Annotated in this window: 17 protein-coding genes; 4 read left to right on the forward strand and 13 right to left on the reverse strand. The window is 41.4% G+C overall.

Annotation, left to right across the window (positions count from 1 at the left end; genetic code table 11):
* Positions 1-2 precede the first annotated feature (2 nt).
* From nuoG to MSG93_RS15900, 6 genes are all read right to left on the reverse strand, one after another.
* Positions 3-2,687: an NADH-quinone oxidoreductase subunit NuoG gene (gene nuoG, locus MSG93_RS15875; protein ID WP_324622468.1), complete on the reverse strand. Its 2,685-nt coding sequence runs from the start codon at positions 2,685-2,687 to the stop codon at positions 3-5.
* 11 nt (positions 2,688-2,698) lie between these two features.
* Positions 2,699-4,024, reverse strand: coding sequence for an NADH-quinone oxidoreductase subunit NuoF (gene nuoF / locus MSG93_RS15880; RefSeq protein ID WP_324622469.1), 1,326 nt, complete (start codon positions 4,022-4,024; stop codon positions 2,699-2,701).
* Positions 4,021-4,530: an NADH-quinone oxidoreductase subunit NuoE gene (nuoE, locus tag MSG93_RS15885; RefSeq protein ID WP_004770767.1), complete on the reverse strand. Its 510-nt coding sequence runs from the start codon at positions 4,528-4,530 to the stop codon at positions 4,021-4,023. Before nuoE ends, nuoF begins: the two co-directional genes overlap by 4 nt.
* 12 nt (positions 4,531-4,542) lie before the next feature.
* Positions 4,543-6,330: an NADH-quinone oxidoreductase subunit C/D gene (gene nuoC / locus MSG93_RS15890; RefSeq protein ID WP_005228923.1), complete on the reverse strand. Its 1,788-nt coding sequence runs from the start codon at positions 6,328-6,330 to the stop codon at positions 4,543-4,545.
* A gap of 88 nt (positions 6,331-6,418) precedes the next feature.
* The gene (locus tag MSG93_RS15895; RefSeq protein ID WP_004638049.1) at positions 6,419-7,096 is read right to left on the reverse strand and encodes a NuoB/complex I 20 kDa subunit family protein; all 678 of its coding nucleotides are present in this window, start codon (positions 7,094-7,096) and stop codon (positions 6,419-6,421) included.
* Between the two features lie 6 nt (positions 7,097-7,102).
* A complete protein-coding gene (locus MSG93_RS15900) occupies positions 7,103-7,654 on the reverse strand; it encodes an NADH-quinone oxidoreductase subunit A (protein WP_005228915.1) in 552 nt (183 codons plus the stop codon).
* A gap of 581 nt (positions 7,655-8,235) precedes the next feature.
* Here MSG93_RS15900 and MSG93_RS15905 point away from each other — a divergent pair.
* Positions 8,236-8,592 carry a hypothetical protein gene (locus MSG93_RS15905; protein ID WP_005228913.1) on the forward strand — a complete coding sequence of 119 codons (357 nt, stop codon included), beginning with the start codon at positions 8,236-8,238 and terminating at the stop codon, positions 8,590-8,592.
* Positions 8,593-8,707: 115 nt separating this feature from the next.
* On the opposite strand, the gene bfmS is transcribed toward MSG93_RS15905, so the two are convergent.
* On the reverse strand, positions 8,708-10,348 hold the full coding sequence (bfmS, locus tag MSG93_RS15910) for a sensor histidine kinase BfmS (RefSeq protein WP_005228911.1): 1,641 nt from the start codon (positions 10,346-10,348) through the stop codon (positions 8,708-8,710).
* Between the two features lie 107 nt (positions 10,349-10,455).
* Positions 10,456-11,172 carry a response regulator transcription factor BfmR gene (gene bfmR / locus MSG93_RS15915; protein ID WP_004770762.1) on the reverse strand — a complete coding sequence of 239 codons (717 nt, stop codon included), beginning with the start codon at positions 11,170-11,172 and terminating at the stop codon, positions 10,456-10,458.
* A gap of 544 nt (positions 11,173-11,716) precedes the next feature.
* Between bfmR and MSG93_RS15920 the strand changes: the two genes are divergently transcribed.
* The 3 genes from MSG93_RS15920 to MSG93_RS15930 all read left to right on the forward strand — a co-directional run bounded on the left by MSG93_RS15920 (position 11,717) and on the right by MSG93_RS15930 (position 16,185).
* Positions 11,717-14,557, forward strand: a complete 2,841-nt coding sequence (locus MSG93_RS15920; protein WP_005283648.1) for a ribonucleoside-diphosphate reductase subunit alpha — start codon at positions 11,717-11,719, stop codon at positions 14,555-14,557.
* 69 nt (positions 14,558-14,626) lie between these two features.
* A complete protein-coding gene (locus tag MSG93_RS15925) occupies positions 14,627-14,758 on the forward strand; it encodes a hypothetical protein (RefSeq protein ID WP_004655460.1) in 132 nt (43 codons plus the stop codon).
* 143 nt (positions 14,759-14,901) lie between these two features.
* Positions 14,902-16,185, forward strand: a complete 1,284-nt coding sequence (locus MSG93_RS15930; RefSeq protein ID WP_324622470.1) for a ribonucleotide-diphosphate reductase subunit beta — start codon at positions 14,902-14,904, stop codon at positions 16,183-16,185.
* Positions 16,186-16,636: 451 nt separating this feature from the next.
* Here MSG93_RS15930 and MSG93_RS15935 read toward each other — a convergent pair whose 3' ends face one another.
* From MSG93_RS15935 to MSG93_RS15955, 5 genes are all read right to left on the reverse strand, one after another.
* The gene (locus MSG93_RS15935) at positions 16,637-20,563 is read right to left on the reverse strand and encodes a hypothetical protein (protein WP_324622471.1); all 3,927 of its coding nucleotides are present in this window, start codon (positions 20,561-20,563) and stop codon (positions 16,637-16,639) included.
* Between the two features lie 516 nt (positions 20,564-21,079).
* Entirely contained in the window at positions 21,080-21,640 is a 561-nt protein-coding gene (locus MSG93_RS15940; protein ID WP_324622472.1) for a helix-turn-helix domain-containing protein, read from the reverse strand.
* Between the two features lie 706 nt (positions 21,641-22,346).
* The gene (locus MSG93_RS15945; protein WP_227554523.1) at positions 22,347-22,829 is read right to left on the reverse strand and encodes a hypothetical protein; all 483 of its coding nucleotides are present in this window, start codon (positions 22,827-22,829) and stop codon (positions 22,347-22,349) included.
* A gap of 385 nt (positions 22,830-23,214) precedes the next feature.
* Complete coding sequence (locus MSG93_RS15950; RefSeq protein WP_324622473.1) at positions 23,215-23,829, reverse strand: hypothetical protein; 615 nt, start codon at positions 23,827-23,829, stop codon at positions 23,215-23,217.
* A 175-nt stretch (positions 23,830-24,004) separates the two neighbouring features.
* Positions 24,005-24,394 carry a hypothetical protein gene (locus MSG93_RS15955; protein ID WP_324622474.1) on the reverse strand — a complete coding sequence of 130 codons (390 nt, stop codon included), beginning with the start codon at positions 24,392-24,394 and terminating at the stop codon, positions 24,005-24,007.
* Positions 24,395-24,669: the final 275 nt, after the last annotated feature.

Genomic DNA, 24,669 nt, shown 5'->3' on the forward strand with positions numbered 1-24,669 from the left:
AATTACACTCCTACCGCCACAGACACTGGCTCTGCCAATGAAACTGTTGGTGCCAGACCAATTGGATAACCGATATAACCTGTTGGTAAATATTCGATCACTTGTACAGGTAAGCTGATGCTGGTCTCGCCCGCTTGCACGGTAATACGTTGACCATCCTGAACATTTAAACGGGTCGCATCTTGCTCGCCCACCGCAAACATTGCTTCAGGAATACGAGATTCCATTGCAGGTGTTTTAATGGTGAATTCGCCAGAACCAAAAATATGATGCATTGGCACAAGACGGAAGCTTTCCGGATTCACAACAACTGCTGACGGCGCAACATAGCTACGTGCAGGACGTTTTGCTAAACGATCGAATAAACGCACACCCGAATCACCACCTTTTAAGTGACCGCCCACTTCATCCTGGTATTTATTCCAGGCTTGTGGTGAGTTCCAGCCCGCAGACCATGCGAATGGGACCAGTGACGATGCAGTCTGATTCCCCACATAACCTTCCATTGAGAAGGTTAATGCCGAATCAGGATCAGTCGGTTGTTTCGGTTCGTGAACCGATAATGGCGCACGCATTGCAGTACGGCCAGAATAACGACGTGGTTCACGTGCAATCTTCAAACCGTGAATACGATAGCCCGCATCCGGTGCAACATCTTGAATCGCTTCAAGCACAGGAACATTCTTCACGATGTCATCAATCACATCATCAAGGAGTGTCCAGTCTACCGCTTTGCCTTTAAGACCCGTCTCAATGGCATGTAACCAGCGCCAAGATTCTTTGATCGCATATTCAGGCTTGTAGTAGCTTGGGTCATACACTTGATAGAAACGTTGTGCACGGCCTTCTTGGCTCACGACAGTACCATCACCCTCAGCAAAGCTTGCTGCTGAAAGTACGATATCTGCAAGTTTCAAGGTTTCAGTTTCGCTATGATCGAGGACGATCACAGTTTCAGCCTTGTCAAATGCAGCTTTCACTTGCGCTACAGGTAAACGACGAGTCAAGTCATTTTCAATCACAACCACTGCATCATAATCTTGTGCAAATGCTTGTTCTAAGCTTAAGCCACCAAACAGTGCCAAGCCCATCGAGTTCACTTCTGGAACAGTCAATGACAAGCCTGCATGTTCACCAAGGTTTTGCGCAACTTGAGCCGCAGCTTCCATGATGGCAGGATCTTGTAAGCTGGTACCCGAGATAATCAATGGCTTTTTCGCAGCCTTCAATGTATCTGCTATGGTTTGCGCAAATGCTTTGGCATCATCCGCCAAACCAGAAAGCGTTTCACCTTTAACCGCCGCAGCAACCGCGAAACCTAAACGTGCGATATCATTTGGTGATGCAACCACTTCACCTGTTGCCACATCCGCTAAACGGGTTTGTGTTGCAGCAAGGATATAGATCGGTGATTTTGCATCTTGACCGATACGTTGAACAGGTTCAGCTAACCAGTCTGGGGTACGTGTTGCAGCAGCCATTTCTTTGGCTTTGTTTTTCGCAGCTTGACGAACCGATAAAGCCATACGTGGCGCAGTTTGGGTTAAGTCTTCACCCAGAATCAACACGGCATCATAGCTTTCAATTTCACGCATGTTCGGGTTATAGATGCCCTGTGTTTGCATGATTGATGCTGCTAACTCAACCAGATTCTGGTCTTTTTGCGACATGCCGGTTGAATAGTTATCTTGTCCAACCAATTCACGCAGTGCGTAGTTTGATTCCAGGCTTGCGCGCGGTGAACCAATACCTAACACTTTCTTGCCTTGCAGTTGGGCAATCACCTGATCCAGTGCCTGATCCACACTCACAGTTGCAACTGTTTCAGCATTGCGGAATTGTGGTTGACGTGGACGGTCTGCACGGTTCACATAGCCTGTACCAAAACGGCCTTTGTCACAAAGGAAGTACTGGTTGACTGAACCATTGAAACGGTTTTCAACACGACGGATTTCGCCATAACGCTCACCCGGAGAGATGTTACAACCTGAAGAACAGCCATGACATACGCTTGGCGCATACTGCATATCCCATTTACGGTTGTAGCGTGCTGAGTGGGTTTTATCGGTGAATACACCGGTTGGACACACTTCAGTCAGGTTACCCGAGAATTCAGATTCTAAAGTGCCTGATTCTGGACGACCAAAATAGACACGTGAAGCATTGGCATAAACACCAAAGTCAGTACCGCCAGCATAGTCTTTGTAGTAACGCACACAACGGTAGCACGCGATACAACGGTTCATCTCATGCGCAATAAACGAACCTAACTCTTGGTTATAGTGGGTACGTTTGGTAAAGCGGTAGCGACGACGGTCGTGCTGGGTCATCACCGTCATATCTTGTAAATGACAGTGACCACCCTCTTCACAGACTGGACAGTCGTGCGGGTGATTGGTCATCAAGAATTCAACGATCGATGCACGGAAATCCGTTGCTTCTTTGTCTTCAATCGAGATATAGGTATTGTCGGCAGCAGGTGTCATACATGACATCACCAAGCGTCCACGTGTGTCCTCAGGATTTGCATACTGAGTCACCGCACATTGACGACATGAACCAACAGAACCTAAGGATGGGTGCCAACAAAAATACGGGATGTCGATGCCAAGGCTGAGACATGCTTGTAGCAAGTTTTCTGAGCCGTTAACTTCATACGATTTTCCATCGACATGAATTGTAGCCATAGTCGAATTCCTTAAGCTTGTTCTACGTCTAGAGCTGGAGCATGGGTTTTAACCTTTGCTTCAAACTCGCTACGGAAATATTTAAGTGCGCCCATAAGCGGCTCCATCGCACCTGGTGCGTGAGCACAGAAAGTTTTACCGATCCACAATTTACGCGTCAGTTCTTGTAAATGGTCGATATCTTCTTTCTTGCCTTCGCCTGTTTCCAGTGCTTTAAGCGCTTTCACTGCCCAAGGTAAACCATCACGGCATGGTGTACAGAAACCACATGATTCACGCGCAAAGAATTCTTCTAAATTACGTGTCGCAGAAACCATACATTGAGTTTCATCCACCACCATCAACAGACAGGTACCTAAACGTGAACCTGCTTTCATGATGCTTTCAGAATCCATTGGTAGGTCAATGTGTTCAGCGGCCAGGAAGTCCGTCGATGCACCACCCGGTAACCAGGCTTTCAAGGTCAAACCGTCACGCATACCGCCCGCATGTTCTTCAATCACTTCACGCGCAGTGGTACCGAATGGCAGTTCCCAGAGACCCGGGAATTTGACTTTACCTGATGCACCATAAATCTTGGTGCCTGGATCTTTCGACTTACCTGCTGAAAGGTTGATATACCACTCAGGACCACGCAACATGATGGCTGGCAAGTTATTGTAGGTTTCAACGTTGTTGACAATCGTTGGACGGCCCCATGCACCTGCAACTTGCGGGAATGGTGGCTTGGTACGCGGATTGGCACGACGGCCTTCAAGCGAGTTAATCAATGCAGTTTCTTCACCGCAAATATAACGGCCTGCACCGGTATGAACGTGTAACTCAAAGTTCCAGCCCGTTCCGAGGATGTTTTCACCTAGGTAACCTTTAGCACGGATTTGCTCTAATGCTTCATTTAAGTATTGAGCTGCTTCGATATATTCGCCACGGATGAAGATATAACCTTGAGTTGCCTCTAGGGTATAACCTGCAATCAGCATCCCTTCGATCAATTGATGTGGAAGTTTTTCCATCAACAAACGGTCTTTAAAGGTACCCGGCTCCATTTCATCGGCATTACAGATCAAATAGCGAGGACCACCATCATTTGGCGCCATCAATGACCATTTGATCCCTGCCGGGAAACCTGCACCACCACGACCTTTTACTGTCGCAGCTTTAATCACTTCAAGTACATCTTTTGGTGGCATGCCGAGTGCTTTTTTAAAGCCGGCATAGCCTTCTAGTGTTTCGTACTCGTCAGCATTACGTACTGCATCCTGTTTGCTCAAACGCCAGGTCAGCGGATGAGTTTCTGGATTACCGTCGCCATAAATTGGTTTTGGTTCAGTATTCATACATACTTCTCCAATAACTGTTTAACTGATGACACATCCACTAAACCGTGAGTATCTTCATCAATCATTAAGGTTGGCCCTTTGTCGCAGTTGCCTAGACAGCAAATCGGGAGCAAGGTAAAACGACCATCTGCTGTGGTTTGTCCATACTGGATACCCAACTCGCGCTGGAACGCTTCTGCCAAAGTTTCCGCACCCATCAAGAAGCATGCAATCGAGTCACACAATAAAATCACGTGACGACCCACAGGTTGACGGTAGATACGGTTATAGAACGTTGCTACGCCTTCCAGATCCGCCACACTCATGCTGAGCAATTGTGCAATCGCATTCATTTGTGCGTCATCTACCCAGCCATTACGTCGCTGTACACACTTCAACGCATCCAGAGAGGCTGCACGTGGGTATGGATAGTGACCAATGTGATGTTCAATCTCATGGATTTCGTCCGCAGTCAAAATCCCTTCAACATTCACACGTGGTTTTTTATCAGTCAAAATCATCATAATCGTTTACCCCTAGCGATCCACGTCAGCCATAACCACGTCAATGGTCGCCAAATAAATGATCAAGTCAGACACCAGACTGCCGTTAATCACCGATGGCATTTGCTGTAAATGCGTGAACGTTGGCGTACGAATACGGGTACGGTAGCTCATGGTTGACTTATCAGAAGTGAGGTAATAGGTACTCGCACCCTTCACTACTTCAGTCATGAATGAAGACTCGCCTGCTGGCATTACAGGACCCCAAGATACGCTTAGGAAGTGCGTAATCAAGGTTTCAATATCTTGTAATGTCTTGTCTTTTGGTGGTGGAACAGCCAATGGGTGATCCGCTTTATATGGACCAGATGGCATGTTATCCAAGCACTGTTGAATAATTTTCAATGATTCAGTGATTTCACGGAAGTGAACCAAGACACGTGCGTATGCATCGCCTTCATATTCCACTGGAATATCAAAGTCGAAATTTTCATAACCACTGTATGGACGATATTTACGAACGTCAAAATCAATACCTGTCGCACGTAAACCTGTACCGGTCACACCCCAAGCCAACGCAGATTTAGCATCGTATTGCGCAACGTTACGCGTACGACCAATAAATACCGAGTTTTTAAGTGCAGCCGTGTAGTACTCGTTCAAACGCTTCGGCATCCAATCCAGTAAATCTTTCACCAGTTTTTGCCAGTTGTTTGGAAGGTCGTGTGCTGTACCACCGATACGGAACCATGCTGGGTGCATACGGTAACCGGTAATCGCCTCAACGATGTCATAGACTTTTTGACGGTCTGCGAACATATAGAATACTGGTGTCATACCACCAGCATCCTGAATCGCGGTACCACAGAACAACAAGTGGTTATTGATACGGAATAATTCGTTCAACAACACACGAATGACTTGTGCACGCTCAGGAACTTTAATTCCTGCCATTTGCTCAACAGCCATGACGTATGGCATGTTTTGCGCACAACCACCAAGGTAGTCAACACGATCGGTATACGGAATGAATGAATGCCAAGTTTGACGTTCAGCCATCTTTTCCACACCACGGTGGTGATAACCGATATCCGGCACACAGTCTTTGACTTCTTCACCGTCCAGCTGTAACACCACACGGAACGCACCGTGCGCAGATGGATGGTTAGGACCCAAGTTCAGGAACATGAAGTCTTCGTCATCATTACCGCGTTTTAGACCCCAGTCTTCAGGGACAAAGCGTAAGTGTTCTTGCTCGAAATCCTGCTTTGCCTGGTCTTGCATATACGGCGTATATTCTGTCGCACGGGCAGAATATTCTTTACGTAACGGATGACCTTCCCAATAGGTTGGCAACAAGATACGACGAAGCATTGGATGCCCGGCGAAATCGATACCAAACATATCGTAAGCTTCACGCTCATACCAGTTGGCGTTTGGCCAGATATTGGTTGCGGTTGGAATGCTTAAATCATTTTCATTCAACGCAACTTTGATACGGATATCACTGTTACGCTCAAGCGATAACAAATGATAGAACACAGTAAAGTCAGATGCTGGCAAACCGTCACGGTGAACACGTAAACGCTCATCTACCGCAGACAAGTCAAACAGCATGACATAAGGACGTTCCACTTTACGGAGGAACATGAGGACTTCTTGCACGCGTGCGCGCTCAACCCAGACTGTTGGAAACTCTTCAAAAGTCGCCTGCACGTAAAAGTTCTCACCAAATTTGGTTTTGAGCTCTTCTACGATTGCAAATGCTGGGCGTGAATCAACTGGCGTTGATTCTGGCATAGCAATGTCAGTTTCAGCCATTGGCTTGGCTTCCTATTTAATACAAATTCTGGAAATTTTTCCGATGACCATACCCATCACGGGACATGTCAAAAACTCATCGTTAAAATTATTTAATTTCATCCATAGAGCGTAAGTTTTTCACCGCAATACGTTCAGCATTTTTACGGTCACGTTCTGGCATCATCTTTGGCTTATACACAGGCTGAAGATCATCACCAATAACCGCTGAAAGTGGACGGCGCTCTAGTTGAATTTGGTCTTGAAGTAACATCAATGCTTGGATCAATGCTTCTGGACGAGGCGGACAACCTGGGATGTACACATCAACAGGAATAATTTTGTCTACACCCTGAACCACGGAATAGATGTCGTACATACCACCTGAGTTAGCACAAGCACCCATTGAAATGACCCATTTAGGCTCAAGCATCTGTTCATACAAACGTTGAATGACAGGTGCCATTTTGACAAAGCAGGTCCCTGCAACAATCATCAAGTCTGCCTGACGCGGTGAAGCACGAATTACTTCGGCACCAAAGCGTGACAAGTCATGAACGCCTGTTAATGTAGTTGCATATTCAACGTAGCAGCATGAAGTACCAAAGTTAAATGGCCACAAAGAGTTTTTACGCCCCCAGTTCACTGCGGTATGCAACACATCTTCTAGACGCGTCATCATCACACTTTTATTCACTTCTTCCTCAAGTGGATCAGTGACGATTTGACGATCTTGTAATGGATATTGATCGGCATCCGGATTCGCACGGGTTAAAGTATATTTCATCCCGACTTACTCCTGTTCAGATGTTGAGGTAGTCGGTGTTTTAGATTTAACACGACCAGAAGACTGTGCTGGAATATGACCAGTAGGATCGACAACCAACTCTTCAATGTTATTGAATCGGGTAATGTCAGCAATGTTCATATTTGGCGAACCGATATGGGTTTTGACACCGGCAGCTTTACGGCGATCAGAAGGTGCCCAGTTCAGTGCACCGGTTGAAAGTTCGTAAATCAAACCAATTAATAAAACCAGAATAAACACGGCAGCCGTTGCAAAACCCACCCAACCCACTTCACGAACTGAAGTTGACCAAGCGTAAAGATAGAGGGCTTCCAGATCGAAGACCACAAAGAAAATTGCAACTAAATAGAACTTGGCAGACAAGCGGATACGAGCACCGCCCGCACCAACTACACCTGACTCAAACTGCTCTTGCTTCGCACGTCCCCATGCTTTACCCCCTAGGAGTAAGGGAACAGTGAGCATAAAAACGCAAAGAAATGTAACGCCGATCACGAAGGCAATAATTGCCCAATCGTATGGAGTAATGGCACTCATGCGGGGATAACTCCTGGCAGGCCTATTTTTAACAAAGAATGTATGTATTGGCCTTCAAATACACCAAACACAAAATTAATCCCGCCAATTGTACCTGATTTCTAATTTCTCATGCTAGTTGAAGCGCTTTAGTCTTTCGGATGATTTTGTCCATAAAGTTACGGATATAGACGGGATCATGCTTAATTCACCCCTAGAAATCGAATTATCTAATCAAACACCCTATATTGATCATTTTTTTCTTTATTAACGCATCAAAGACATTCAGCATTTCTGCTCAATGCACAAAAATATGGCAACATGAACCCTATGATTGCATTGCTGCAAATCTGTGTTGAAAATTTAACCGCAAGCTGTATATATCCTGCGACGGATTATTTTTATCTGGCCAGAAAGCAGTATTTTAATGAATCATAATTTTAACTGGCAGATCAGGCGATTGATCCAGCCAGATAACAATATCGAAACCGGGTTGCCCTTTCGACATAATATGTTGCAATTCAGCTAAATACTTTAATTATCTTTATACACAGCTCTAGCAATAGATCGTTATTCTAATAGAAGCAAAGAAGGAGAAAAACATGCATCTAGAATACACACACGACTCGGATTATTTCTTTTTTTCACAACTACTGATGCGTCATATAGAAAGTTATGTTCGAAAACATCCAGATGCTGATAATGCGATTTTTGATTTAAGAGACATCTACCAGGTTTTTAGAGAGGATTTTGCCGCTACCACCACCAATTTAGACAGTATTCTCAATATTGCCGACAGCTATAAAGTCGAAACCTTAAATGGAGATCAGGCACTGATTCAGGGCTATAAAATCGACATCAAGAATAATTCACTCCTGATTGATTTCAATGCCGATGCATTACAGGCGCTTCGCTCAGGCAAATCCTTGATCGAACCCGATCCTTCGGTACATGAATAAATACAGGTAGATGGATCAGTACTGTTCTGATCAATTGAGCCAAGGCAGTTAACGCCTTGGCTTTTTTATCGGGCTAAAACAAAAAAAGGAATGGTACTTGCCATTCCTTTTTTAATTATTTCTTCAAGCCTTGCTTATAACGTTTTGCCGGCCAGGTCATGATAAACCGTGCACCGCCCAGATTTGGACTCTGATCCACCTGAATCGTGCCGCCAAACCAGTAAGCAATACGACTGACAATCGACAAGCCCAGGCCATAACCACCCGAAGCACGGGTACGGCTATCATCCAGACGCGCAAAGGCTTCAAAGATACGGGCACGCTCTTGCTCAGGAATCCCCGGCCCATCATCTTCAACACAGACATAGGCATTACCATCGGCACGGATACCGCCACTAATGCGCACCTTATGATCACAGTAGCGTACCGCATTTCCAACCAGATTCTGCACCACACGGTGTAGATAACGACGCTCTGCATCAACCTGCAAGGCCAATGGCGGTGCAATCAGCTCGATTTCCTTTTGCGTCTTCAACGCTTCGGTTTCCATTGCCACCTGATCCAGAACTTCAACCAGTACAATTTCTTCGAAATCCAGCGAAGGAGTGCCCTGCTCCAGTTTGGCATAGGTCATGATTTCATCGATCAGGGTATTGAGTGCTTCAATATCCTTATCGATCATGTCGACTTGCTGGATACGGTAATTATAGTCATCTTCCTCTGCCAGCATTTCCATACCAAAACGAATCCGCGCGACAGGGGTTCTGAGCTCATGTGATACCGCACGCATCAATTCACGCTGCGCCTCAATCAGACGCTGAATATGATCCGACATGTTGTTATAACTGGAAGCCAGATTGGCCATCTCATCACTTCCCTCAATCGGGACACGCAATGACAAATCACCGGACTTCATCTTGTTCAAGGCATGGCGCACCTGACGGATTTTACGTTCCAGCGGCAGAATCAGACCATAAACGCCCAGACTCAGCAAGAACAGGCTGAACAAGGTAATCCCCGCAGAAAGCTGGAACGGCATCCAGTTAAACATCGGTACCGGACCCAGAATCAATACCTGCGCAGGGTGATTAGGCATTGGAGACACAATTGAAATGGTGGTCCCACGAACGGTTGCACTGTCTTTATACAGCAGGATGCTTTGATCCTGACGTAAACGACCAATTTGCTCCGAATCCAGATTGATATCTTTAATATCGGCAATTTCAATCGGGTAATAGAAATGTTTTTTGATCCGCTCTAGATATTCGCGTTCCTGCCCCGGATAGAAAATCAGATAATCCAGCACAAAGATCGGCAGCGCTTTCATCTGGCGTTCGCCAATTTTATCGACCTTGATATACAGGAAGTGTTTAGGATCGTCTTTCAGACCGATAATGATATAGCCAATGCCGTTATTGGCATCGTAACGAACTACTGACTTTTGCTCGGCAATGCGTTTTTTCTCGGTACGCGATAACTCAACCCGCTCCGCATCCACATAGTAGATCGGCAATTCCAGCAAATCAGAAGCATCGGAAATCCAGTCGAGTTTCTGCTGTTTTTCTGGCTGGCGAGATACCCCCTCACTAATGACATAGGAAATGCCATCGGTCAGAGATTCACGATATTCCTGCGCCCGTTGGTAGTTGATAATCTGGACCAGCAAATAACAGAATGCGGCAACCACAACCACCAAAACCACCAAGCCAGCATAAATACGCAAGAATATGCTGTTTTTCAGTACTCGACTTACCATAAGCTAAATAATTCCAAGCTCATTAAAACCCCACTTGAGCAGCGCTACTACGCAAGTCCTTTGTGGAAAGGAAAAAATCCCCCTGAATGCAGGGGGATTCCAGGGATTTAGATCCCGTTGGTTTCTTTAACGAATAAATAACCTTTACTGCGGACGGTTTTAATACGTTTTGGATTTTCCGGATCATCACCGATTTTTGGACGAATACGGGAAATACGCACATCGATCGAACGGTCCTGACCGTCATACTCAATACCGCGTAAACGCTCGAAGATATCTTCACGAGATAGGATGCGACCAGCATTTGAAGCAAGTAACCATAACAGGTCATATTCAGCGCTGGTGAAATCAACCAGATCACCATTTAAAGTCACTGAACGACCACCGTTATCAATTACCAGATCATCAAACTCGATACGTTGTGCGACTTCATCTTCAACCGTTTTATCGGTACGACGTAATAAGGCACGAATACGCGCTAACAGGACGCGTGGCTGAACAGGCTTGGCAACATAGTCATCTGCACCCATTTCCAGACCCAGTACCTGATCCATATCTTCGGTACGTGCAGTTAACATCAAGATCGGTTGATGATAATGCGGACGTACTTCACGACAAACGGTTAAGCCATCTGCACCAGGTAACATCACATCAAGCACCACTAAATCTGGCTGCTCGCTGATAATACGACGAATGGCACGATTACCATCAGTTTCAACACCAACTTCTAAACCGTTACGAATCAAATACTCTTGTGTTAAACGTGCTAAACGCTCGTCATCTTCAACAATCAAAATCTTCGGTAACTTTTCTTCTTGGCTCATTTGTTGCCCCTAAAATCTGAGTGAATCTGTCTATGAAATCTGACAGATACATTGGTTTATGAATTGCAATATACACACGTTTACATTGTAAACAAGTAGCCGTTCACCAAACTGATACACGCTTACCCTGTTTTGTTATCTTTTTATTAAAATTATGAATTTTAATATATTTTTCAGAATTGTAAGCGTTTTTTCTTCAGGATGGATGTTTAGTATAGATTTTGTGCCAATGTTAAACAATTTGTTTCTTTCTTCGCCTATAACAATTTAAGTGTCTGTTTTTTGACTTATCCACAGAGTTATCTATAAGCCTTTTTTAATGGCTTTGTTATGCTATGTCCCTGTGAATTCAGCAGTTAAGACATGAAAAAAAAATTAGTAAAATGTCAAGGATTGATCTAGTACTAAAAATCCCGTATCTTGTGTTGAAAATAAACTTTAACCACTAAGTATTGTGTTTATCCCTCAAACATCGTGGCATGCTTTTTGCTCGATTCAAACGGTCAATGAACATAAAAATAGATGATAATGGAGCTATGCTGACATGAGCATCATCACTTCTACTCCTGGCCAACTTCAGGTCATTAAGCGCACCGGTGAGATTGCGCCATTTAATGCCGAGAAAATTTCTGTTGCGATTGGGAAAGCATTTCTGGCTGTTGAAGGTCAACAAGGTACCGACTCTAGTCGTATCCATGACCGCATCACCCAATTGACAGAAATGGTTATGAACACATTTAACCGTCGTTTACCTTCGGGTGGCACGATTCATATCGAAGAAATTCAGGATCAGGTTGAACTGGCCCTGATGCGTACTGGCGAGCAAAAAGTTGCCCGTGCCTATGTGATCTATCGTGACCAACGCGCAAGTGCCCGTCAGCAAACTGGTGCGAACCATCACCCTACCCTTCAGATTACCGACAACAATGGCCAGCTCCAGCCATTGGATCTTGATGCGTTGACTGCAACCATCCAGACGGCAAGTGAAGGCCTGGAAGGGATCGATGTTCAGGCGATCGTGGATGAGACCGTAAAGAATCTCTATAACGGCGTAAAAGAAAGCGACATCGCCACCACGATGATGATGGCGACTCGTACCCGTATCGAACAAGAGCCAAACTATACTTATGTGACTGCACGTTTATTATCAAATGAATTGGTCAGCACAGGTCTTGAATTCTTAGGTCTACCTTCAGATACACCAGAAGGCAATGCTTTAGAAACCTTCTTGAAGAAAGGTATTGAGCTTGATCTTCTTTCTGCTGACCTGCTTGACTTTGACCTTGAAAAATTGGCAGCTGCAATCAAGCCAGAGCGCTCAAACCAGTTTACCTATTTAGGTCTACAAACTTTATTTGACCGTTACTTCATTCACTCGAATGGCGTACGTTTCGAATTACCACAATTATTCTTTATGCGTGTATCGATGGGTCTTGCACTCAACGAAGAACATAAAGAAGACCGCGCAATCGAATTCTATGACTTGCTGTCTAGCTTCGATTACATGGCGTCTACACCAACCCTATTTAACTCAGGGACATTACGTCCACAGTTATCAAGCTGTTACTTAACCACGATTGGTGATGACCTGTATGACATTTATGGTGCAATGCGTGACAACGCAATGCTGTCAAAATGGGCTGGCGGTTTAGGTAATGACTGGACACCTGTACGTGCATTGAACTCTTATATCAAAGGCACCAACGGTAAATCACAAGGTGTTGTACCATTCCTTAAAGTTGCGAATGATACAGCGGTTGCGGTTAACCAAGGTGGTAAGCGTAAAGGTGCAGTCTGTGCGTACCTCGAAACTTGGCACTTGGATGTTGAAGAATTCCTAGAGCTACGTAAAAACACAGGTGATGACCGTCGTCGTACCCATGACATGAACACTGCAAACTGGGTTCCTGACCTATTCATGCAACGTGTATTTGAAGATGCGGAATGGACACTGTTCACCCCTTCTGAAACACCAGACCTGCATGACTTAACAGGTGCTGAATTTGCTGAGCGTTATGCACACTACGAAGCGGTAGCAAAAGAACAAAACATGCTACACAAGAAAGTACGTGCGAAAGACTTATGGCGCAAAATGCTTTCGATGTTATTCGAAACTGGTCATCCGTGGATCACGTTCAAAGATGTATGTAACTTACGTTCACCACAACAACACGTGGGCGTGGTTCACTCATCGAACTTGTGTACAGAAATCACCTTAAATACAAACCAAGACGAAATCGCGGTATGTAACCTCGGTTCGATCAACCTTGTACAACACGTTCAAGGTGGTGTGTTAGACCGTGAGAAGCTTGCACGTACCATCAAAACAGCAGTACGTATGCTCGATAACGTCATCGACATTAACTACTACGCGGTACCACAAGCGAAAAACTCAAACATGAAACACCGCCCAGTGGGTATGGGGATCATGGGCTTCCAAGATGCATTGTATGAAATGAATCTTGCTTACGGTTCTGACGCAGCAGTTGATTTTGCTGACGAATCAATGGAAGTAATCAGCTACTACGCAATTCAAACATCAAGCGATCTTGCAATTGAACGTGGTGCTTACTCAACATTCAAAGGTTCATTGTGGGATCAAGGTATCCTGCCAATCGACTCTTTGGAAATCGTTGCCAAATCACGTCCAGAACGCATGTTCGAAGTGGATCGTACCCAACGTTTAGACTGGGACACATTACGTGCCAAAGTTCAAAAAGACGGTATGCGTAACTCAAATGTGATGGCAATTGCACCGACTGCAACCATTTCAAATATTTGTGGTGTGTCTCAATCGATTGAGCCGACTTTCCAGAACTTGTATGTGAAGTCGAACCTGTCTGGTGAATTCACCGTAATCAACCCTTATCTGGTTCGTGCATTAAAAGAGCGCGGTCTTTGGGATAGCGTGATGGTGAATGACCTGAAACATTTTGAAGGTTCGGTGCAGAAGATTGCGCGTATTCCTGAGGAATTAAAAGCCATCTTCGCAACCGCATTCGAAGTGGATACCCGCTGGATCGTTGATGCTGCTTCTCGTCGTCAAAAATGGATCGACCAAGCACAGTCATTGAACTTGTACATCGCTGGCGCGAACGGTAAGAAACTTGACATCACCTATAAGATGGCATGGTTACGTGGTCTTAAAACCACTTATTACCTCCGAGCTTTAGGTGCAACCTCTGCCGAGAAATCAACCATCAATACAGGTGCACTGAATGCAGTAAAACCAGCGTCGGTTGAAGCTCCGGTTGTTGCAGCAGCACCTGCGGCGGTTGCAGAGAAAAAACCAGAAACTCCAGTGGAAGAAGATGGTTTTACGACAGCAGCACCAGTACCAATGGCTTGTTCGATCGACAATCCAGACTGTGAAGCTTGTCAGTAATTAAATCCGCATACGCCCTTCTCACTCTGGAAGGGCCTTGCAAGATTTAAATCTATAGAGGCATAGATCATGTTCCATCTCAGTCATAATTATCAATTTGGTGTGATAGTGCTGATTTGTGCCTTTCTAGTGTTTTATATCCCCCTCGTTTACGCGTTTTTTAAAATACGTAGACAACAGCGTAATCAAAATAAGTCTTAGGGATTGCGAGTGACGACTGGTCACTTTTAAAAAATCAATCAATAAAACTTAATTTTGCTTACACAAATTGAGCGTATAGTAAGGACATCTTCTTGATTGAGATGTCTTCATAAAAGATATAAAGCAACGAAGAGAGAATTGATATGTCTATCCTTAGTTGGGACGATTTTGAAGATGATTCGCAAAAACCGACTGCACCTGAACACAAGTCTGCGCCCATCGACACGCAAAAAACGGTTAATACGCAAGTGGTATCTGATTCAGAGCAATCATCGCCGCGCGTGGCAGCTGCACAATCCGCTGGAACCAGTACCGTGCGATCAACAGATTCAGCCGATTCGCTGGCTCGAGCATCTGCAGCCCTAGAACACCTAGACGTTGCCCCTGGCCTGGAAGAACTTGAAATGGGCGCTCAGCGCGTTCAGGTTGATGATAAAGCCATGATCAACTGTCGTGCAGACTTGAACCAGCTTGTGCCATTCAAATACGAGTGGGCTTGGCAGAAGTACCTTGACGGGTGTGCAAACCACTGGATGCCGCAAGAAGTCAACATGAACCACGATATCGCGCTTTGGAAGTCTGAAAATGGCTTAACCGAAGATGAGCGTACCATTATCATGCGTTCTTTAGGTTTCTTCTCGACTGCGGACTCATTGGTTGCAAACAACCTGGTATTGGCGATTTACCGTCACATTACCAACCCTGAATGCCGCCAGTACATCTTGCGTCAGGCATTTGAAGAAGCGATTCATACTCATGCTTACCAGTACTGTATCGAATCTTTGGGTATGGACGAAGGCGAAGTCTTCAACATGTACCGCGAGATTCCATCTGTTGCGCGTAAGGCATCTTGGGGCTTGAAATATACGCAATCTTTAAGTGATCCGACGTTCAACACAGGTACACCTGAAAACGACCAGCGTTTACTTCGTAACCTGATCGCATTCTACTGTGTACTTGAAGGGATCTTCTTCTACTGTGGCTTTACTCAGATCTTGAGTATGGGCCGTCGTAACAAGATGAACGGTGTTGCCGAGCAATTCCAGTACATCTTGCGTGATGAGTCTATGCACCTGAACTTCGGTATCGACATGATCAACCAGATCAAGATCGAGAACCCGCACTTGTGGACGGCCAAGTTCCAGGAAGAAGTGATTCAAATGATTCTTGAAGGCACCATGCTTGAGATCGAATATGCGCGTGACACCATGCCACGTGGTGTATTGGGTATGAATGCAAGCATGATGGAAGAGTACTTGAAGTTCATCTGTAACCGTCGTTTAGCGCAGCTTGGTTTACCAGAGCAGTTTGCCGGTGTTACCAACCCGTTTGGCTGGATGTCTGAGATGATGGACTTGCGTAAAGAGAAGAACTTCTTTGAAACGCGTGTAACGGATTACCAAACTGGTGGTGCGTTAAGCTGGTAAGTTGGATTACCCGCCGTTGAACGACAGTTGATGTAAGATTTTTGACACATATTTCGAGATTATTACAAATTACATCAATCGCATTAAATAAAAAAATAGGGCCAATGGCTCTATTTTTTTATTCGAGAATAAGTTTGCAATATAATTATAAACCTTCGAAAAACGACGCTGAATGACAGTTGATGTGAGATTTTTGACACACGTTTCGAGAAGACTATTACGAGCTTTATCAACCGCACTAAATCAGAAAATAGAGCCTAATGGCCTATTTTTTATTACTTTCTATATATGTACTTAAAGCTAAACCAACAACTGTGCAGATAGCTCTATGGTATAAAAGAAAAACTAAATCTAATAAATATAAACCTGCCTATAAAACTGTAACAGGTGAATATATCAATCAATATAGCCTACTTAATAAAGTTATCAACAGCCTAAAATATTCATGAATCTAATCAAATCCTCTTAACATTTCTTCTTCTGCCTCTCGCTTAGTTTCTACATCAATTTGCCTATCGATAGAATCAACAAATAGCTTTGACCAATTTCTAACTTTCAAGCTTTTATGATTGATTAAGGTTTCTATCAATTTTTTATCCTCTTGTAAGTAAGGGATAAGAGACCCCATCCAAGATCTACTTGAAAAGTTTATCCAGACTGCACTATCAAAAGATTTATTACCACTGTACTCAGCTATTAGACATAGAAGCAAAGGATTAAAATATCTATGCTCACCATTTGAAACAAACATTTTTAATGCTCTAGCAGTGATTAACAAAGCAGCTTCATCTTTACACCATTCAACGATACTATTTGTATCCAACAAATCAAAGATACTGTTGTCACGCTTATGATATGATTTTCCACTTCCTAGTAAATCTAATAATCTATACGGTTTTTTATTGTTAATATCTAAAAACTTAGGTGAAACTCTAGGCCACAAGTATTCACCATGAAGCTCAAACGCTTTATAGAATGCTTCGCCAATATAGTCCCACAAATCATTATAATCAATATCGCAGCTATCTACTTGATCAATCAAGTAAAGACATAGCTTTAAAGCGAACTCTTTATCTTCTGCACTTAATAATTTTTCTACTGAATTAAGCCAATTATAGCTATCAAACTGATATAATTTATCATTTTTATTGAAAGAAACATTCAGAACTAAAACAGCTAAAGTCGGATTTATCAATTTTAAATCAAGATCAGCACGACTAAACATATACATACTTAAATTATCTAATGCAACCCAAACTGCTGTAGCATCAATTTTGCTTAAAGATAAACAAAAGTCTGTAATTTCTTTTTCAGTGAGATGATGAGTTACACTACCATAATTCAGTATTGATGCCGTACTACTTGGCAGCCTACCTGTACTTATTAATCCAAGAAAAATATCCAAATGATATGAGTCAAACTTTCCTGTTGAGACTATTTCTGGATAATATTGAACTAAAGCCTCATCCGCAGCAATTAACTCAATTAATTCATTCCATTTATTAGCATTTTTATCATTAATCCCACTTGAAAATCCTGAAAAGAATTGGATGTTAGTTGGTCTTTCGCTACGTAAATAATTTAGAAGATTACTCAAAATTATATCTATAGCATTTTCATCTAATCCTACAGCTAGATATTTAGCAAAGATCCAACTTTTTTTCTGTTCTGGAAAGGTCAATATCATCTTAAGATGAGGAATTAAATCACTATATGTATCCTTAATGGATTCTGCTAGATCTTTAGCAGCTTGAGCTGCCAAGTCAACATATCGACCATCAGCATCTTCCACATATTCTCTAGAAGGATTAAGAACAATTAATTTCAGTTTTTCTTCAAGGTCATTTTCATTAGGTGATAATAATTGTTCCCAAGATCTTAAAATTATAATTTGTTCTTGATGCAAAAATTTTATATCGAATTGCAAAGCATGTGTTATCGCTTGAGAGGCTGCAGGCCAATATTTGCCAGTAAGCTTAATAATCTCTTTAAAAGTTAGATCCAATTGTTGGTGTATTGGGTATCTTATTAGTCCTCTAATTTCATTTCCAAACAAATTTTTAACTTGTTCTGTAATATGACCATGCTTAATAAGGCTAACTAAAATATTCAAATGATATTGGATATAATCATAAATTTCTGATTGTTTAGTAGGTTGCCATTCTTTCAGCTCTGGTTTAGTTCCTTGATATTCTGCCCCAATTAATCTTGTACTTACATGGGTACTAATAGCTGATTTGACTGCCTGACTGATAACAGAGTCAGCATTTTGATTGTTTAGTGCCATTGCTCTGTCTAACAATGCTATTCGCTCTTCGAAATTTACTTCAGTACCACACAAGTTTATTCTAAATAATTGTGCAAATTGCCCAGTAGCATTGTTACCGTAACTTTCATTTTCAAACTGTGCAAACTTAAACAAGCACCAAGCAGCTTTATCAAAACAAGAAGCATGAAACACTAACATTTCCAATGACCAAATAAAGTTTCGTCTTATATCTCCAGAAATAGATAATATATCTGTGTCACTTAAATTACTAATAATTCTATATATAAGTTGAGTTGTAACTATAGGGTTCACTTCAACTAGTGCGCGAAAAAGTCTTGAACCCGCTTTAGTAAGCAACAGTTCCGCTTGGCCAAAAGGGCGATTGGAAGCACAAAAATTCTCAACAAATTCTTGAACATTCATTGATGAATCTAAATATTTTATTTGTTTACAAAAGCTTTCTAATAATGATTGAGGTAGTTGGCCTACTAAATCTGCTTGCCGATCAAATAAACTTGTCTGCCACCATTCCATAGCTAGATTAAGAGCTAGTGGTTTTGGAACTACACGTGCAAAATTACTCGTACAATTAATTAGTTCCTTTTGGGTAAAAATTCTAATTGTTTCATCAAAAGCTTTTTGATCAGTTCCTGCAATAGAATTGATGAATTCTATATCTAAGTTTGCAAGCTGGTTACCATCATTTTGAAATTTAAAGTAATCAAATAGAGAAAAAACTTTTAGTAGTTCTTTAGATTCCTTAGTAAGAGTACCATCACCATTAATTAATTTTTCGACTAGTTGTGGTTCACTAAAAGTTGTTGTGATTTGCCCACCTTGTTGTAATTCATGAGTAGTCATTTGAGCTAATAAGGGAAAACCTTCAATAAATAGCTCCAACTGCGCTTTAGAACTAGCATCAAGATTTGGTAAACGATCAGATATAATATCCTTAATTTGCTGAGAGGCTAATGCTTCCAATTTAATTCGAATAGTTCCCTTAAGCTGTTTTACGTCTTCATGATAAAAATAAGTTGTTATTAGCTTAAGAAGAGAACCATTTTCAGCAATAGCATTTACAGCATAATTGTGTAATTCAACTGTACAGTTATCAATAACAACATATCCAGTTGTACCATTTTCAGCAACTCTCAATATCTCATTTTTTATAGTTTTATCAATATCACCTCCATTAATAACTAAAAACTCTTCATCCTCAATGTTTTTATTTTTTTTATATTCTAGTATTAATCTAGATTTACCTAAGCCTGATAGCCCCGTAAGTCTAACATAAGGTGTGTTTGAGCTAAGTGCTTGCGTTAATGCATCAAATGCTAATTTTCTAGCATCATCAGCTTTGTAAGGAAGTTCATGTTTACGTTCATCATATCTAAGCCATTGGTATATTGGTTTACCAATCCCTGAATTGAATTTTCCAACCAAAGGTTTTGATTTTATGAATTTTTTTAATAAAACAACCACAAGATCACTCTCTAATTTAGGCTTTACAATCGAACTATGGTTTACATTATTTATAGTCTCTATAGGATGATATCTAAAGATACTTTTAGAGCTTGCAGATGAAACTATAGTCTGATTGGCATCGATAATACTTAAGATATTTAGAGATTGATCAATTCTTTGATCTGTCCATTGCTCATTAATATCCTCAAGTTCATCAGAATTAGTAACTAGTGACCTTAAGTGTCTGTTTCTCCAACTAATAAATTTACCAATATTAGCTAAACCAGAACCTTGATGCGGTACATCAAAAAAACATACTTTTCTAATGTTATGTTTGATACCTTGAGCATTCAACCTTAATAACATTTTTCTAATAACTAACCCACCCATACTATGGCCAACTAAAATTATGTCATCATTTTCTATATCACATTTAGAGTTGATTTCAGTCAACACACCATTTGCAATATTAAGAATTGTTGGACCTGACTTTAAAAATAACCACGCAAGATTTGGCGATGTATAACCACATTCAATCACTTTATATTCAATAGATTCGTCCTCTTCTATAAACTTTGGAAAATTTCCCCATGTGGTACCAACCTTGCCAGTTAGACCATGAACAAAAATTACATATTTATTCATAATAGCTATCTTTTATTTACATTTAAATCACATTGATAATATTCAATAATTTGTAACTTTACCAACATTTCTTTAAATACTTGCTAGGGCAAATACAAGGATTGTTAGATATAGAAGTAAGATCCTATAGTATATTAAATAATTGGTGCTTTTTGACTTAAAGCTATTTTCACTCCAACTCCCACTTGAAAAAATATTTTTTATTTAGATTTGAATTTTTACGAGAAAACTAAAAACCGTATTAACTATCAAAACTATTGCTTAATGCAGCATTCATACTTTTTTGTATATTCGAACCTCATTACCCCTTCCAACAACTTTCCTTTATCCACTTTATTACCACTCAACAACTGCAACACTCCCCCATCCACCACAAACAACACTATCTCCACATCAATTTTAGAGAAACTCGTATCAGCCACCAAAAGCCATCAGTTCCAAGGCCCAAGCACGACTACATAAACTCCTGACTCAAGTATTTTTAATGATTTAATCCACCTTAAATAGTAAGACTCCTCACCTCCCCAACCCTACTAAAAATCCCTCAATCAACCGCTCTGGATCGTCCACTCCATTCCTGCCGCCCAAAAGCAAAATCATCGCCCCATCGACCACAAATAAAAACATATGCGCATCCTTTTTAGAGGCATGTACCGAATTGGCTGAAAGCAGCTTAAAAATTTCATTAATCAGCCATTTCCGATAATTCGCTACAATCTGATAAGCCGCAGGATAACGCTTTTCAATCTCAAAAATGGCTTTAAACGGCAAATGATAAGGCCCGTCCAGATGCGCATGTAAAAAGAATATCTGTTTCAGTTTTTCATGCAGCGTAAGCTGTTTTTGCCGATAAATCAGTCCAAACACGTCTTCTTTGAGTGCTTCGGTTTGAAACCCCAGACTCATTTCAACCAGTTGTTCTTTCGATTGAAAATATTTATAGAAGGTTGCTTTGGCGATTTGAGATGACTCAATAATCAGATCAACCCCGACGCCATGAAAACCATGAGCATTAAACAATTTTCGGGAAGTCTCGAGCACCTTTAAAGCGCGAAATGAAATTTCTAAATGCGACATATAGTGTCCCTATAATTTTTTTGTTCTAACTGAGCCCGCCAACGTGTTAGCGGCAAAAAAGGCATACAAAAGCCCGAAAAGACGGCTCAAGCACATCTCTGATTTTATTGTTGAATTTGGATTTTTAAGTCATGACGACCTAATGCCTAAACACCTAAAAGCATTTAAACGCAATCAAGCACTATTTAGGATAAATAAGAATACGATACATGGCCAACTCCTACAAAATTCGGAAGGCTGCCAAGACATAAAGATTATGGTGGCAGGGTGAAAGAGGGTTAGCAGACTGAACCTAAGAATCAGCACGCCCGGAGGCGTCCCCCTTTCGCCCTACCGCTACAAAAGGGGGACGAACGAGTCTACATCAAAAAAACAAGTTTTTTCAATGTACTTAGGATACGGTCTGCTAAAACCGGCTGGCATGTAGGCCAGCGTTTAAAGAATAATCGGAGTATTGATGAGTGTCAATGTGCGGATTGATCATAAAAAAACAGGTTTGTTATTAATATTCAATAGCTTACTATTTTTATTATTTAATATTTTTAATTTATGATGTAAGCATATTTTATCAGTCCTATGTAGTCTTTACGGCCACTTTATAATGAAAGCCTGCCTTGTGATTCTCAACCTTCTTTTCAGATGAGTTGGCCAGCAGTTCAAAGCATTATTGATGACCATTACTTGATTAGAAGGGCGTTAACCCTACTCATGTATACAAACAGATCAACAGATAAGCTGACAAAATCGCGATAGCACTAATCAATGAACTCAAACGTTTAACATTCATTAATCCATAGAGTAAATTAGACACCAGCCCGATCAGCACAAATAACGTGGCGCACATACTTTGTAAAATGATTCGGTGTTCTGTGCCGTTATAATGCTGCCAAAGCTTTAAGTTTTGATAATTCTTTGAGCCAGTAACAAATTGTTCTGCAAATACCAGAATCGATAGAGGCATGGCATCTACAATACTGCTTACCAACCATCCCAGCACAGCTGAAAGCATCAATCCCAATAAGGGATCAATTGAATCCCGATAATGATAAGTATTATCTACAATATCAAAAATTTGGTAGACCAATTTTAGAAAGTGTAGCAGTGCACCGATAATTGCAATCATCAAAAGAAAAAAATGAAATTGATCAAAATAGACCAGATAGTTCATCACAACGATGAGCGTCACCATGAAACTACCTAAACAGACAGCCATCGTATTCGAAAATTGAGTATTGACATAACCTCTCACACCCCTCAGGGAGCACAAATGAGGATACCAAACAGCATGCTGATTATTTTTCGCAGTGTTTGTCTTTGTTCTATCTTTCAAAACGCCCTCCTTCTGTTTATTGAATAAAAATTTAACCCTTTAAAAAGCCTTAGAAAATAAATGGAATAAGCGCTTCAATAACATCTATAAACAGCAGCAATGGCAAACTTGCAGCGAAATCACAACGCTGAATCACTATAGTAGGTAATTTTTTCGGCCTAATTTTAAATTTTCGGTATAAACACTTATCAGCTAAATTTTAAAAATAACTTGGCAGCTAGCTCTATCAGTTTGATATTTTTCATTAAGCAAGAGCCAGTACACTATATGCAGCCAGACTCATCACCACGACCCATATCGGGCTGTACGGCTTAAATAGGTTAAAGCCATACAACAAATTGAAGAAAATCCCGATAATTAAACTCAGGGTAGCGCCTATATTACAAAGAATGATTTTATGACCCAACGGTTTAAACTGCGTCCACAATAGCCAGGCCTGATTCCAGACATTCCCTGAATCCATGCTAAGCTCTTCAGCAAAGATCAGTATTTGCTGTGGCATCGCTTTATCAGTTATATGAATCATGAGGGCCAACAGACCGGCAAGAACCAACCCGATAATGGAGTCTGTCAGATCCCGAAAATCCTCCAGCTTATTAATAAGTGGATAAATAATTTTAAATAGGAATAGGACAACGCTTAGCCCCACAAAAAACTTGAGAAAAAAAATAATCTGATCAAAATAAATCAGGTAAAACATCATGATGAACAGCATAAACACAAATATTCCACCAAAGTACACAATACCATTTAATATGGAATCTTCTGATGAATGCTCCCGCCCATCGCCCTGATTGTTCGTTTGCTGAATATTATTATTATTGCCATTCACCACACCAATATTGATATTATTTTTCATTCTTCACCTCTAAACAACTTGATCTTTAATTTACTTTTACTAAGCACTAGAGCAAATAAATATCATAATTATTTTTTTAGGCATGATTTTCACAATGATATTAAAACATCTACAACGTGTAATTGAAAATCTTGAATCCTGTCAGACCTGGAATATATAAATCGTATATTTATCTTCAATCTGAAATTGCATATCCACTCATTACGCCCTGAGCATTAAAATAGATGGCAATTGAAGCCCGTGGTTCACTAGAAGCATTTGCGCTCTGCGGACCAAACTTTGTCGGGCTATTCTGGCGAGCTTGAGTCATGATCACTTTTTTTGGACGATCTTGTTCCGCATAATAGCTCCAGATCTCAGTGTTATCGGGATATAAGGTTTTATCTCGTGTGGTGCCATACAACGCAATAACATCGGTCTTTGTGGTTTTGCTCTTGATCAGGTGCGTTTCGGTAAACACTTTTTCAAATCTTTCCACCGGCTTGGCACCGACCGGATTTAAACTGGATGCACAGCCACAGCACCACATCATGATAAAGATAAACAGGATTTGATTTTTGTACATACCGAATAACTTTTACTCATATAAAAGTTTCTATTATATTTTTTTAGACTTTATTCATTTTATATATACTTTTGAAATTCCTTAAAATACAGCTTTAAAATAAACAAGGTAATAGACAACATTTTAAGTTTTTCGTATTACTGATTTAATTCAGGAGCATTCTAATTCTAGAAGATATTTATCTATATTGATCACAGCAGTTGAGCTACCGATATATACAACAGGCAGAATTGAAGAACTGGCCTCAATATCGGTATCGGACAACAACATCAAGC

Origin of the sequence: Acinetobacter sp. IK40 (assembly GCF_035615075.1) — a bacterium.
GTDB lineage: Bacteria > Pseudomonadota > Gammaproteobacteria > Pseudomonadales > Moraxellaceae > Acinetobacter > Acinetobacter courvalinii.

What these genes read in the sequence shown, in the direction of transcription:
- nuoG (WP_324622468.1), bottom strand. Translation starts at nt 2,687, where the DNA reads ATGGCTACAATTCATGTCGATGGAAAATCGTATGAAGTTAACGGCTCA.
- nuoF (WP_324622469.1), bottom strand. Translation starts at nt 4,024, where the DNA reads ATGAATACTGAACCAAAACCAATTTATGGCGACGGTAATCCAGAAACT.
- nuoE (WP_004770767.1), bottom strand. Translation starts at nt 4,530, where the DNA reads ATGATGATTTTGACTGATAAAAAACCACGTGTGAATGTTGAAGGGATT.
- nuoC (WP_005228923.1), bottom strand. Translation starts at nt 6,330, where the DNA reads ATGGCTGAAACTGACATTGCTATGCCAGAATCAACGCCAGTTGATTCA.
- MSG93_RS15895 (WP_004638049.1), bottom strand. Translation starts at nt 7,096, where the DNA reads ATGAAATATACTTTAACCCGTGCGAATCCGGATGCCGATCAATATCCA.
- MSG93_RS15900 (WP_005228915.1), bottom strand. Translation starts at nt 7,654, where the DNA reads ATGAGTGCCATTACTCCATACGATTGGGCAATTATTGCCTTCGTGATC.
- MSG93_RS15905 (WP_005228913.1), top strand. Translation starts at nt 8,236, where the DNA reads ATGCATCTAGAATACACACACGACTCGGATTATTTCTTTTTTTCACAA.
- bfmS (WP_005228911.1), bottom strand. Translation starts at nt 10,348, where the DNA reads ATGGTAAGTCGAGTACTGAAAAACAGCATATTCTTGCGTATTTATGCT.
- bfmR (WP_004770762.1), bottom strand. Translation starts at nt 11,172, where the DNA reads ATGAGCCAAGAAGAAAAGTTACCGAAGATTTTGATTGTTGAAGATGAC.
- MSG93_RS15920 (WP_005283648.1), top strand. Translation starts at nt 11,717, where the DNA reads ATGAGCATCATCACTTCTACTCCTGGCCAACTTCAGGTCATTAAGCGC.
- MSG93_RS15925 (WP_004655460.1), top strand. Translation starts at nt 14,627, where the DNA reads ATGTTCCATCTCAGTCATAATTATCAATTTGGTGTGATAGTGCTGATT.
- MSG93_RS15930 (WP_324622470.1), top strand. Translation starts at nt 14,902, where the DNA reads ATGTCTATCCTTAGTTGGGACGATTTTGAAGATGATTCGCAAAAACCG.
- MSG93_RS15935 (WP_324622471.1), bottom strand. Translation starts at nt 20,563, where the DNA reads ATGAATAAATATGTAATTTTTGTTCATGGTCTAACTGGCAAGGTTGGT.
- MSG93_RS15940 (WP_324622472.1), bottom strand. Translation starts at nt 21,640, where the DNA reads ATGTCGCATTTAGAAATTTCATTTCGCGCTTTAAAGGTGCTCGAGACT.
- MSG93_RS15945 (WP_227554523.1), bottom strand. Translation starts at nt 22,829, where the DNA reads ATGGTGACGCTCATCGTTGTGATGAACTATCTGGTCTATTTTGATCAA.
- MSG93_RS15950 (WP_324622473.1), bottom strand. Translation starts at nt 23,829, where the DNA reads ATGAAAAATAATATCAATATTGGTGTGGTGAATGGCAATAATAATAAT.
- MSG93_RS15955 (WP_324622474.1), bottom strand. Translation starts at nt 24,394, where the DNA reads ATGTACAAAAATCAAATCCTGTTTATCTTTATCATGATGTGGTGCTGT.